Raw genomic sequence first — 11,412 nt, 5'->3', positions numbered from 1 at the left:
CTACGGTCGTCCCCCGCACACACCACCCCCGTGAACAGCCACCCGACCGGCAGCGGCCACGGCATCCACACGGGTACCTGCGTGCGATGCACGACAACGCTGAGCGCCTCGACGCTGGGCGGGATCACGGGCTGCAGCGGATGCACCGTCCCGTGGACATCGCACTGCCAGGAATCGGCGAAGAGTCCGGGAGCCCTGACCCGGCCACCACACTTCGGGCAACTGGGTTCGCCCCTCATAGGGCCCCACGGTCCTACCCTCGCTCGCGCACGTCAAGGACGATCACCCGTCCGGCCGGGACCACTCACGGAGCGAAACTAGATGTAGCTTGCATTCATTACCTTGCCTAACTTACTATGTGCATAGACCAACTACTTGGGAGGAAGCATGGACGACCCCTTCGACGCGGGAGCCGACGCCGGCACCGGCAGTCTTCTGCGGCAGCCGAAGGCCGTATGGGCCACCGCCGGCGCCTCGGTCGTCGCCTTCATGGGCATCGGACTCGTCGACCCGATCCTGCCGTCCATCGCCAAGGGCCTGGACGCCACGGCGAGCCAGGTCTCCCTGCTCTTCACCTCGTACTTCCTGATCACGGCCGTCGCGATGCTGGTGACCGGCTTCGTCTCCAGCCGGATCGGCGGCAAGAAGACCCTGCTGCTCGGCCTCGCCCTCGTCGTGGTCTTCGCCGGTCTCGCCGGCACCTCGGGCTCGGTCGGCGAACTCGTCGGCTTCCGGGCCGGATGGGGTCTCGGCAACGCGCTCTTCGTGTCCACGGCCCTCGCCGTCATCGTCGGCGCGGCGGCCGGCGGCAGCGCCGCGGCGATCCTGCTCTACGAGTCCGCCCTGGGCCTCGGCATGGCCTGCGGCCCGCTGCTCGGCGCCCTGCTGGGCAACCAGAGCTGGCGCTACCCCTTCTTCGGCACCGCGTTCCTGATGGCGATCGGCTTCCTGTGCATCACGGTGTTCCTGAAGGAGCAGCCCAAGCCCGCACAGAAGACGTCATTGCTGGACCCGCTCAAGGCGCTCGGCCACGGCGGACTCGCCTCCGCCGCCGTCTCGTCGTTCTTCTACAACTACACGTTCTTCACCGTGCTGGCCTTCACCCCGTTCGTGCTGAACATGACCCCGTACAAGTCCGGTGCCGTGTTCTTCGCCTGGGGCGTGCTGCTCGCGGTCTTCTCGGTCTTCGTCGCCCCGCGCCTCCAGGCCCGGTTCGGCTCCCTGAAGGTGCTCGGCGGTTCGCTGGTGCTCCTCGCCGTCGACGTCCTGGTCCTCGGCTACGGCAGCCACACCACCGCCGTCGTCTGCACGATCCTGTCCGGCGCCTTCATCGGCGTGAACAACACCGTCTACACCGAACTGGCCCTGGGTGTGTCGGACGCGCCGCGACCGGTGGCGAGCGCGGGCTACAACTTCGTCCGCTGGTTCGCCGCCGCGGCCGCGCCCTTCTTCGCCCCGAAGATCGAGGAGTGGAGCAACATCCACATCCCGTTCGTGGTCGCGGCGATCACCGCGGCGCTGGGCGCCCTGGTGGTCCTCGTACGACGGAACGCGCTCACCCACGAGGCCGCGGAGCTGGAGCCGAGGCACGCGACGGAGGACAGTGTCACGGTGTTCGCCAACTAGCCGATTCCCGGCCGCCGTTGGTGAGCTGGTGGGTGAGCTTGCTCACTCTGACGGTCAGTCGAGCGGGACGGATCTACGGGAAGGGTCCCGTAGATCCGTCCCGTTCGTCAGCCAGCGCTCCTGGAGGGCCTGCGCGCCGTGGACGCGTTTCCAGGCGGCCTCGTTCGGGGTCATGGGGAGCAGCGGCAGGAAGCGCACCGGGTCGAGGGGCTCGTCGAGTTCGAGGTCCTCGACCAGGCCGCCCGGCTCGGCGACCAGCACCGAGGTGAACGGGGCGCCGGGCCACAGGGGTTCGCCCACGTCGAGGGAGGCGCCGGGGGCCACGACCACGCCCTCGACCTGCGGGGACGCGGCGAGCACGGCAAGGGGTCGTAGCACCTTGTCGGTGTCGGCGAGGCCGCCGCGGACGGACAGGACCAGCTCGGCGCGTGGGCCCGCGACCGGGTCGGCGAGCATCGCCGTGGGGTCGCTCATGGGCTGCGCGGACATGCCGAGGGTGGCGTAGCGGACGACGGTCCCGTCCTGGTTGTCGCCCGGGAAACGCAGTACCTCGACGCGGTCCGTGCCCAGGAAGGTGACCGCGGCGCGGGCGTCCGGTTCGCCCAGCGCGGTACGCAACCGTGCCTCGACCAGAGCAAGAACATCAACCATGCGGCGAGCATAGAACTCGTCAGTACCGGGCAAAGCAGCGCCTTGACAGTTCAGTCGGCTGATAGTCTTGGCCGGTCGTTCGGGGCAGCACGCAGAAGCGTCGCGATCAAGTCCCGACGCCGTTGACACTCCCCTACGGGGGACCGGCCGGAGGAGGTGGGGCTGCAATGGACCGAAGTCGGCCTGGCAGTACCACCCGCTCTTCCGGCCGCTGATGTCGTCGCTCTGGCTCTGCTTCTAGCCTCCAGCCGGCTGCCGCCGCCTCTCGCACTTCTTCACTGTCGCGGAAGAGCACTTCGTTTCTTTTTCCTGATCTGCCTGATCTGTTCGGTGTATCCGATCCGACCGATCTGTCTGTTCCGAAGTCAGTGCCTGTATCAGTAGCGAAGTTCGCCACCGCGACGGTGCGGTGCTCCCCGCTTTGTGGACGTGCCAAACATCCGTACCCAGGACGTCCCCATTCCGGGCAGTTCCAACCGTCGTCGGCGCCTTTCGTTGCTCGTCGCGAAGGAGCCCGCCATGTCGATGATCCGCGACCTGCGTGCCGTGGTCCGCCCGTCCCGTCCCTCCCTGCGCAAGGACGGCGGCGCGTACGACACCACCCGCGACCCCGGCACCCCCTCGGCCGTCGTCGACTGCGCCCTCTACCGCGACGGCGCCCGCGTCGACATCGGCAAGCCGCTGACCCCGCACGAGGCGATGCGTCTGGTGCGCCGCGACGGCGGCTTCGTGTGGATCGGGCTGCACGAGCCGACCGAGGCCGAATTCGCCGTCATCGCCCGGGAGTTCGGACTCCACCCGCTCGCCGTCGAGGACGCCGTACAGGCCCACCAGCGGCCCAAGCTGGAGCGCTACGACGACTCGCTGTTCACCGTCTTCAAGACCATCCACTACGTCGAGCACGACCAGCTCACCGCCAACAGCGAGGTCGTCGAGACCGGCGAGGTCATGTGCTTCACCGGGCGGGACTTCTTCATCACCGTCCGGCACGGCGGGCAGGGTTCGCTGCGGGCGCTACGGCACCGGCTCCAGGACGACCCCGAGCTGCTCGCCCGCGGTCCCTCGGCGGTGCTGCACGCGATCGCCGACCACGTCGTCGACGGCTATGTCGCGGTCGCGGACGCGGTGCAGGACGACATCGACGAGGTCGAGACCGAGGTGTTCACGCCGGGCCGCAAGGGCGGGGTCTCGCGCGGTGTCGACTCGGCGCGGATCTACCAACTCAAGCGCGAGGTACTGGAGTTCAAGCGCGCGGTGTCGCCGCTGCTGCGTCCCATGCAGCTGCTGAGCGAGCGGCCGATGCGGCTGATCGACCCGGACATCCAGAAGTACTTCCGCGATGTCGCCGACCACCTCGCCCGGGTCCACGAGCAGGTCATCGGCTTCGACGAGCTGCTCAACTCGATCCTCCAGGCCAACCTCGCGCAGGCGTCCGTCGCCCAGAACGAGGACATGCGGAAGATCACCGCGTGGGCCGCGATCATCGCCGTACCGACGATGGTGACGGGCGTGTACGGCATGAACTTCGAGCACATGCCCGAGCTGCACGCGAAGTACGGGTACCCGGCGGTGCTCGCCTTCACCGTGACGGTCTGCCTGGCGATCCACCGCACGCTCAAGCGCAACGGCTGGCTGTGACAGGCGTGGATAGGCTGAGCACCATGACCAGCGAGCTGCTCGACCAGGCCCTCGTCGAGGAGGCCACGAAGAAGTCCGGCCTTGTCTGGGTCAACGGCCCGGGCGTCCCGGCCCGCGCCCTGTGGCACGTCTGGCACGAGGGCGCGGCCTGCCTGATCGGCGACGGTCCGGGCGAGCAGCCGCTGCCGGGGCTGACCGACGGCGGCCCCGCCGAGGTGACGGTCCGCAGCAAGGACAAGGGTGGCCGGCTGGTCTCGTGGACCGCGAAGGTCGTGGAACTGGCACCGGACTCCGAGGCCTGGACGGCGACCGTCGCCGAGCTGAAGGGCAAGCGCCTCAACGCCCCCGACGGCGAGGCGATGACGGCCCGCTGGGCCCGCGAGTGCCGGGTGCTGCGCCTGGAACCGACGGGAGCGACGGCCGACCTGCCGGAGGGTTCGCTGGCGGAGCCTCCGTTGCCGACCCCGGCGACGACCCGTCAGCCGGTCCCGGCCGGGCTGCCGCGCCTGCTCCTGAAGAAACGTAAACGCCGGTAACCACCGCAACTGCCGCTAGGAAGACGGCAGTTGCTTGCCGTAGTCGACGGTGTCGTCGCCCTTCGGCTGCGTCACCGTGAAGCCCTTGCCCCAGTCCGAGAAGGTCAGGGTGCCAGCGCCGCCCGCGCGGACCAGCCGGAGGGGATACGGCTTGCCCTCCAGCGACACATCGAGGGTGCCGCCGGAACCGTCGTCGCCGGTGATGCGGATCGTCCGGACACCGTTCTGCGCGTGGTGTCCGTCCGTCGCGAGTGAACCGTGCAGGGTCAGCAGACTGGAGAGGAGGACGTCCTTGTCCGTGAAACCACTGAACTTCTTGTACGAGGGGTCGCCCTGCGGCACCTTCACGTACTTGCCGTGGAGCGTGTCGCCGGCGCCCGCGTCCCCGTTGCTGTTCCAGAAGTCCGCGTCGGCCTTCAGGTACAGCTCCTCGCCGATCCGCAGCAGCCCGAAGGTCGACCCCTTCGAGGTGACCGACCCACTGCCGCCGTCGGACTTCAGCCGCATGTCGAGCGTGTACGTCCGCCCGCTGGTGACGACGGTCCCGGACAGCCGTACGGCGGCGGCTGCGCCCGCGGCCGTGACGGACTTCGACTGGATCTTGTCGGCGGCGAGCTTGCCGACCCCGTTGGTCCCCGCGTCCGGGTCCCCGCCGCCGCACCCCGTCAGGGCCAGGACACAGACCGCGCCGAGCAGCGCCGCACGACGGTTTCGGACCTGGGGGATCGCAGTCACAGGTGGGGTGCCTTCCGGTGCGGGGGGCGATGGCGTACGGCAGCGTACCGGGGCCGCGAGGCGACGGCGGAGCCAGTCCGTCCGGACCGCCCACCAGCGCGGATCACATACGGACGGGCTAGCCTGAAGCCCGTCCGAGCAGGCATTTCGGAACATCCGGAAACCACAGAATCCATCGGCGGACCAGAAAAGAAAGAAGGAGGTGCGGCCATGGCAGCCGGCGCTCCCCGAGTCTTCGTGTCGCACCTCTCCGGTGTCGCCGTCTTCGACCCGAACGGCGACCAGGTGGGCCGCGTCCGCGACCTCGTCGCCATGCTCCGCGTGGGCCGGCGGCCCCCTCGGCTGCTCGGCCTCGTCGTCGAACTGTCCACCCGGCGCCGTATCTTCCTGCCGATGACCCGCGTCACCGGTATCGAGTCCGGCCAGGTCATCACGACGGGCGTGCTGAACGTCCGCCGCTTCGAGCAACGCCCCACCGAGCGGCTGGTGTTCGGCGAACTCATGGACCGGCGCGTCACGCTCGTCGAGACCGGCGAGGAGGTCACCGTCCTCGACCTGTCGGTGCAGCATCTGCCGGCCCGCCGGGACTGGGAGATCGACCGGATCTTCGTACGGAAGGGCAGGACCGGCGGAGCCTTCAGGAGGGCCAAGGGCGAGACGCTGACCGTGGAGTGGTCCGGCGTCACGGGTTTCTCCCTGGAGGAGCAGGGACAGGGCGCCGAGAGCCTCCTGGCCACCTTCGAGCAGCTGCGCCCCGCCGACCTCGCCAACGTCCTGCACCATCTCTCCCCCAAGCGCCGGGCCGAGGTCGCCGCCGCCCTCGACGACGACCGCCTCGCCGACGTCCTGGAGGAGCTGCCGGAGGACGATCAGATCGAGATCCTCGGCAAGCTGAAGGAGGAGCGCGCGGCGGACGTCCTGGAGGCGATGGACCCGGACGACGCGGCCGACCTCCTCTCCGAACTCCCCGAGGACGACAAGGAGCGCCTGCTGAACCTGATGCAGCCCTCCGAGGCAGCGGACGTACGCCGTCTGATGTCGTACGAGGAGCACACCGCGGGCGGCCTGATGACGACCGAGCCGATCGTCCTACGGCCCGACGCGACCGTCGCCGACGCGCTCGCCCGGGTCCGCAGCGCCGACCTGTCCCCCGCCCTCGCCGCCCAGGTCTACGTGTGCCGCCCGCCCGACGACACCCCGACCGGCAAGTACCTCGGCACGGTCCACTTCCAGCGGCTGCTGCGCGACCCGCCGTACACCCTGGTCAGCGCGATCATCGACGACGACCTCCAGCCGCTGGACCCGGACGCGACGCTTCAGCTCATCGCCGGGTTCTTCGCGACGTACGACATGGTCGCGGCGCCCGTGGTCGACGAGACCGGGTCGCTGCTCGGTGCGGTGACCGTGGACGACGTGCTGGACCACATGCTGCCGGAGGACTGGCGGGAGACCGAGTTCCATCTCGACGAGGGCGAGAACGAGGGAAACGAGGGAGTGGACGAGCACGAGGCAGCGGCGACAGAGGCATCGGCAGAGGCGGAGGAGGTGGCGGCTCATGACTCCTGAGCGCGAGACCACACGCGAGCGGACACCGGCGGGCGCGACCGCCGCCACCCGGACCCGGGCCCGGCTCGACCAGCCGCGTCCGCCCCGGCGCCGGTTCCTGCCCGAGTACGACCCGGAGGCCTTCGGGCGGCTGTCGGAGCGGATCGCCCGGTTCCTGGGCACCGGGCGGTTCATCGTCTGGATGACGGTCGTCATCGTCGCCTGGGTGCTGTGGAACATCTTCGCGCCGCGGGACGTGCGGTTCGACAACTACCCGTTCATCTTCCTGACGTTGATGCTGTCGTTGCAGGCCTCGTACGCGGCCCCGCTGATCCTGCTCGCGCAGAACCGGCAGGACGACCGCGACAAGGTCAACCTCGAACAGGACCGCAAGCAGAACGAGCGGTCGATCGCCGACACCGAGTACCTCACGCGGGAGATCGCCGCCCTGCGCATCGGTCTCGGCGAGGTCGCGACCAGGGACTGGATCCGCTCCGAACTCCAGGACCTGGTGAAAGAGCTCGAGGAACGCGCGGACGGTCACCACAAGCACGTCGTATTCCCGGCAGAACGGTCGCACGGACGTGACGTAGACGACCGGTGACGGGCTTACCGGGGGCCCGGCGCGGCGCCGTACCATCGACCCTATGGCTACGGAAGACGCGGTGCGTGAAGCGCTGTCGACGGTGAACGACCCCGAGATCAACCGACCCATCACCGAGTTGGGGATGGTCAAGTCGGTGGAGATCGGTGCGGACGGAGCGGTCGCGGTCACCGTGTACCTGACGGTCTCCGGCTGTCCCATGCGCGAGACGATCACGCAGCGCGTGACGGAGGCGGTCCTGGGTGTCGAGGGCGTCACCGGTGTCGACGTGACCCTGGACGTGATGAGCGACGAGCAGCGCAAGGAACTCGCGACCGCCCTGCGCGGTGGCAAGACCGAGCGCGAGGTCCCCTTCGCGCAGCCCGGCTCCCTCACGCGCGTGTACGCGGTCGCCTCCGGCAAGGGCGGCGTCGGCAAGTCCTCGGTGACGGTGAACCTCGCGGCCGCGATGGCCGCCGACGGCCTGAAGGTCGGTGTCGTCGACGCCGACATCTACGGCCACAGCGTGCCGCGCATGCTGGGCGCCGACGGCACCCCCACCCAGGTCGAGAACATGATCATGCCGCCGTCGGCGCACGGCGTGAAGGTCATCTCCATCGGCATGTTCACGCCGGGCAACGCCCCGGTGGTGTGGCGCGGGCCGATGCTGCACCGCGCGCTCCAGCAGTTCCTGGCGGACGTGTACTGGGGCGACCTGGACGTCCTGCTCCTCGACCTCCCGCCGGGCACGGGCGACATCGCGATCTCCGTCGCCCAACTCGTCCCGAACGCCGAGATCCTGGTCGTGACGACCCCGCAGCAGGCGGCGGCCGAGGTCGCCGAGCGGGCCGGCTCCATCGCCGTACAGACCCACCAGAAGATCGTCGGCGTCGTCGAGAACATGGCGGGCCTGCCGTGCCCGCACTGCGGCGAGATGGTCGACGTCTTCGGCACGGGCGGCGGCCAGTCGGTGGCGGACGGCCTGACCCGCACGACGGGCGCCTCGGTCCCCGTCCTGGGCAGCATCCCGATCGACGTCCGCCTCCGCGAGGGCGGCGACGAGGGCAAACCCGTCGTCCTGACGGACCCGGACTCCCCGGCGGGCGCGGCCCTGCGCGCGATCGCGGGGAAGCTCGGAGGCCGCCAGCGAGGCCTTTCGGGCATGTCGCTGGGGATCACCCCGAGGAACAAGTTCTAGGGATCTTCTTACGCGAATTTCCCTGCGCGGGCTCTTCTACGACGATGGGGGCGCCGTCCCACCGGACGGCGCCCCCATCGTCGTAGCCGCTACCGCTACTGCGCGTACGCCGCGATGTCCTTGATCATGGCGAAGCCGAGCCCGTACGCGCTCATGCCCCTGCCGTACGCCCCCACGTGCACGCCCTCCTGCGTCGACCCGGCCAGCACCCAGCCGAACTCGGACTCGCGGTAGTGGAAGGGCGTCGGCACGCCGTCCACGGGCAGGGACAGGGTCGACCAGTCGTCGCCGGCGAGGTCGTCCGCCAGCACCCAGGCCGTCTCCGTCTGCTGCTCCAGCCAGTCGTCGCGCAGGGTGTGGTCCATCTGGCCGGGCCAGGTGAAGGACAGCAGCCCCACTCCGGCGAGCCAGGCCGCCGAGGAGACCGAGGTCGCCTCCAGGAGCCCCGTGCCGTCCGCGGTGCGCCGCGCGGGGTTGCCCGCGACGGTGACGACCACCGCGAACTTCTCCTTGTCCTCGGTGCCTTCGTTGCGTACGGAGGGCTCGTCGCCGTGCCCGATCGAGCCGTGTTCGACGGCTCCGTCCGCCGCCATGCCCACCTGCATCAGCCAGCGCGGTCCCGTGAAGGCCTCGTCGAGGCCGTACCACGGGAAGGGCGCCAGCAGGTAGCCGTCGACCGTGCGCCGGGCGGAGGGGAGTTGTTGTCCACCCTCCGCGGCCGGCGCCTGCGCGCCTACCCGACTCGTCGTCTCCATGCTCCGGACGCCTCCTCGTTCTCGTCGGACCGGGGCGGCCCGCCCCCCTTCGGGCGACTCGCCCGGTCCGCACAACAACTCGGCAGCATAGCCACCTCGTGCGAGGCAGCCCGGAAAGCGCCCGGCGCGCGAGGCGCGCAGAAGCCGTGTTCAGGCCGTACGGGGGCGTGGAAGAGGTCGGGAACGTATGAAACGCGTCACGTACGACGCGGCGGGACGACTGTCCGCGTGAGGCTCGGGTGACGTCCGCTCACGACTCGGGCGGCGTCCGCGTACGGCGCTCAGGCGTCGTCCGCTTACGGCTCAGGTGGCGTCCGCGTCGGACTCAGGTGGCGTCCGCGTCGAAGGGCGGGCGGTCGTCCTTCTCCGGCTCCTCGGGCTTCTTGGTCATGTCGAGACGACCGCTGCCGGAGGAGGTCGACGACGAGGAAGAGGAGGGCGAGTCCGCGCTCTGGACAGCCTCGGTGACCTCGGCCATCTCCTTCTTCAGGTCGAAGCCGTTGCGGATCTCCTTGAGCCCCAGTTCGTCGTTGTCCAGCTGCTTGCGCAGGAACGTCTTGGGGTTGAGGTCCTCGAAGTCGAAGTCCTTGAACTCCGGGCCCAGCTCCTCGCGGATGTCCGCCTTGGCGCTCTCCGAGAACTCTCGGATCTTCCGGATCGTCCGCATGACGTCCTGGATGACCTTCGGGAGCTTGTCCGGACCGAAGACGAGCACGGCGAGCACAATGATCGTCACCAGCTCGAGCGGTCCTATGTCATTGAACACCTGAAGCTCCTTGCGATGTCCTCGGTCCTCGGCCCTCGGTGGTCTGTGCGCGTCTTCCGTGGTCCGGGCCGGGTCCACGGTACCCGGCGATCCCACCCGACCGGTACTGTCCCGGAGGCTACGAGTGGGTGTACACGACCGGTTTTCCGGGTTGTTTGCCTAGTGGGACGGGGCGCGGGGCTCTCACCTGTGACGTTTCTGTCAATCACCGGTCGATGAGCCCAGGACGAGCGACACGGTCATGTCTTTGCCGGCCCGCCGCAGGGTCAGCCGCAGCTGGTCGCCCGGCCGATGGGCACGCGTCCTGACGATGAGCTCGTCACCGGAGTGGACACGCTCGCCGTCGACCTCGGTGATGACGTCGCCGGCCTTGAGCCCGGCCTTGGCGCCGGGACCGCCCGCGGTGACGGCGGGCCCGTCGCCGCCGCCCTTCGTGGCGACACGGGCCCCGTCCCCGGCGTAGTCCATGTCGAGGGTGACGCCGATGACCGGGTGGGTCGCCTTCCCGGTGTTGATGAGCTCCTCGGCGACCCGCTTGGCCTGGTTGACGGGAATGGCGAACCCGAGCCCGATCGACCCGGCCTGCCCGCTCCCCGTCCCGTCCCCGGCCCCGTCATCGGCGGACCGAATGGCCGAGTTGACCCCGACGAGCCGCCCCTGCGCGTCGAGCAACGGCCCACCGGAGTTGCCGGGATTGATGGGCGCGTCGGTCTGCAACGCGTCGACATACGACACATCGCTCCCGTCCGACGCCTCGCCCCCGGCCGTGATGGGCCGCTCCTTGGCGCTGATGATCCCGGAGGTCACGGTGTTGTCGAGATCGAAGGGCGCGCCGATCGCGACAACGGGGTCCCCCACCCGCACGTTGTCCGAATTCCCGAGCGGCATCGGCTTCAGCCCACGCACCCCGCTCACCTGCACGACGGCGAGGTCGTACCCGGTGTCGTGCCCGACGACCTTGGCCTTGACGGTCTGTCCCCCACTGAAGCTGACGGATATCGTCCCGTCGCCGCCGGCGGGCTGGACGACATGGTTGTTGGTGAGGATGTGCCCCCGCGTGTCCAACACGATCCCGGTACCGGTCCCCGACTCCTCATCACCACTCACATGGAGCGTCACCACACTGGGCAACGCCCGAGCCGCAATCCCGGCAACACTCCCGGGCGCCCGCCCACCACCCTCTTCCCCGGCCTGCGGCAACACGACGTCCCCACCGACACCGTCCCGCTCCAGCCGCGCCCCTACGACGCCACCAACACCGCCGGAGAGAAGAGCAAGCGCGACGGCGGTCTCGATGAGCGGTGAGCGGGCGAGACCGTCAACCACCCAGTCGTAGTACGCGCGTTGGGATGCGACGTGGCGGTGGAGGGCGTCGCCGT

Annotated in this window: 12 protein-coding genes; 6 read left to right on the top strand and 6 right to left on the bottom strand. The window is 69.6% G+C overall.

The annotated features are described in order from the left end of the window. The coding region (locus ACNFOC_RS42420) for a DUF6758 family protein (RefSeq protein ID WP_416964350.1) at nt 1-239 on the bottom strand (239 nt) is incomplete at its 3' end. A gap of 148 nt (nt 240-387) precedes the next feature. On the opposite strand from ACNFOC_RS42420, the gene ACNFOC_RS42415 reads away from it, so the two are divergent. Next, nucleotides 388-1,626, top strand: a complete 1,239-nt coding sequence (locus ACNFOC_RS42415) for an MFS transporter (RefSeq protein ID WP_416964349.1) — start codon at nt 388-390, stop codon at nt 1,624-1,626. A gap of 54 nt (nt 1,627-1,680) precedes the next feature. Here the strand turns inward: ACNFOC_RS42415 and ACNFOC_RS42410 are convergent, their stop codons facing one another. Continuing rightward, nucleotides 1,681-2,277 carry a suppressor of fused domain protein gene (locus ACNFOC_RS42410; protein ID WP_406122396.1) on the bottom strand — a complete coding sequence of 199 codons (597 nt, stop codon included), beginning with the start codon at nt 2,275-2,277 and terminating at the stop codon, nt 1,681-1,683. A 519-nt stretch (nt 2,278-2,796) separates the two neighbouring features. Here ACNFOC_RS42410 and ACNFOC_RS42405 point away from each other — a divergent pair. Further along, nucleotides 2,797-3,915 (top strand): magnesium and cobalt transport protein CorA, encoded by a 1,119-nt coding sequence (locus ACNFOC_RS42405; protein WP_416964348.1) that lies wholly within the window; start codon nt 2,797-2,799, stop codon nt 3,913-3,915. 23 nt (nt 3,916-3,938) lie between these two features. Then, nucleotides 3,939-4,451, top strand: a complete 513-nt coding sequence (locus ACNFOC_RS42400; RefSeq protein ID WP_416964347.1) for a hypothetical protein — start codon at nt 3,939-3,941, stop codon at nt 4,449-4,451. Between the two features lie 15 nt (nt 4,452-4,466). Here ACNFOC_RS42400 and ACNFOC_RS42395 read toward each other — a convergent pair whose 3' ends face one another. Then, on the bottom strand, nt 4,467-5,186 hold the full coding sequence (locus ACNFOC_RS42395; protein WP_416964346.1) for a LolA-like protein: 720 nt from the start codon (nt 5,184-5,186) through the stop codon (nt 4,467-4,469). Nucleotides 5,187-5,396: 210 nt separating this feature from the next. On the opposite strand from ACNFOC_RS42395, the gene ACNFOC_RS42390 reads away from it, so the two are divergent. The 3 genes from ACNFOC_RS42390 to ACNFOC_RS42380 are packed head-to-tail and all read left to right on the top strand — an operon-like array spanning nt 5,397 to nt 8,512. Beyond that, entirely contained in the window at nt 5,397-6,752 is a 1,356-nt protein-coding gene (locus ACNFOC_RS42390) for a magnesium transporter MgtE N-terminal domain-containing protein (RefSeq protein ID WP_416964345.1), read from the top strand. Further along, nucleotides 6,742-7,335, top strand: a complete 594-nt coding sequence (locus ACNFOC_RS42385; RefSeq protein WP_416964344.1) for a DUF1003 domain-containing protein — start codon at nt 6,742-6,744, stop codon at nt 7,333-7,335. The genes ACNFOC_RS42390 and ACNFOC_RS42385 overlap by 11 nt, the downstream gene beginning before the upstream one ends. Before the next feature lie 43 nt (nt 7,336-7,378). Continuing rightward, nucleotides 7,379-8,512, top strand: a complete 1,134-nt coding sequence (locus tag ACNFOC_RS42380; protein ID WP_416964343.1) for an Mrp/NBP35 family ATP-binding protein — start codon at nt 7,379-7,381, stop codon at nt 8,510-8,512. 95 nt (nt 8,513-8,607) lie between these two features. On the opposite strand, the gene ACNFOC_RS42375 is transcribed toward ACNFOC_RS42380, so the two are convergent. The 3 genes from ACNFOC_RS42375 to ACNFOC_RS42365 form a co-directional block, all read right to left on the bottom strand. Beyond that, nucleotides 8,608-9,267: a hypothetical protein gene (locus ACNFOC_RS42375; RefSeq protein ID WP_416964342.1), complete on the bottom strand. Its 660-nt coding sequence runs from the start codon at nt 9,265-9,267 to the stop codon at nt 8,608-8,610. A gap of 325 nt (nt 9,268-9,592) precedes the next feature. Beyond that, nucleotides 9,593-10,033 (bottom strand): sec-independent translocase, encoded by a 441-nt coding sequence (locus tag ACNFOC_RS42370; protein ID WP_416964341.1) that lies wholly within the window; start codon nt 10,031-10,033, stop codon nt 9,593-9,595. Nucleotides 10,034-10,234: 201 nt separating this feature from the next. Then, nucleotides 10,235-11,359, bottom strand: coding sequence for a S1C family serine protease (locus ACNFOC_RS42365; protein ID WP_416964351.1), 1,125 nt, complete (start codon nt 11,357-11,359; stop codon nt 10,235-10,237). Between the last annotated feature and the right edge of the window lie 53 nt (nt 11,360-11,412).

Origin of the sequence: Streptomyces colwelliae (assembly GCF_048158785.1) — a bacterium.
Classification (GTDB): Bacteria; Actinomycetota; Actinomycetes; order Streptomycetales; family Streptomycetaceae; genus Streptomyces.
Note: the sequence above shows the minus strand (reverse complement) of the source record. Positions and strands in the feature narration are given on the sequence as shown.

Coding starts and splice junctions, on each gene's coding strand:
- ACNFOC_RS42390 (WP_416964345.1), top strand. CDS start 5,397: ATGGCAGCCGGCGCTCCCCGAGTCTTCGTGTCGCACCTCTCCGGTGTC.
- ACNFOC_RS42380 (WP_416964343.1), top strand. CDS start 7,379: ATGGCTACGGAAGACGCGGTGCGTGAAGCGCTGTCGACGGTGAACGAC.
- ACNFOC_RS42400 (WP_416964347.1), top strand. CDS start 3,939: ATGACCAGCGAGCTGCTCGACCAGGCCCTCGTCGAGGAGGCCACGAAG.
- ACNFOC_RS42375 (WP_416964342.1), bottom strand. CDS start 9,267: ATGGAGACGACGAGTCGGGTAGGCGCGCAGGCGCCGGCCGCGGAGGGT.
- ACNFOC_RS42415 (WP_416964349.1), top strand. CDS start 388: ATGGACGACCCCTTCGACGCGGGAGCCGACGCCGGCACCGGCAGTCTT.
- ACNFOC_RS42410 (WP_406122396.1), bottom strand. CDS start 2,277: ATGGTTGATGTTCTTGCTCTGGTCGAGGCACGGTTGCGTACCGCGCTG.
- ACNFOC_RS42405 (WP_416964348.1), top strand. CDS start 2,797: ATGTCGATGATCCGCGACCTGCGTGCCGTGGTCCGCCCGTCCCGTCCC.
- ACNFOC_RS42385 (WP_416964344.1), top strand. CDS start 6,742: ATGACTCCTGAGCGCGAGACCACACGCGAGCGGACACCGGCGGGCGCG.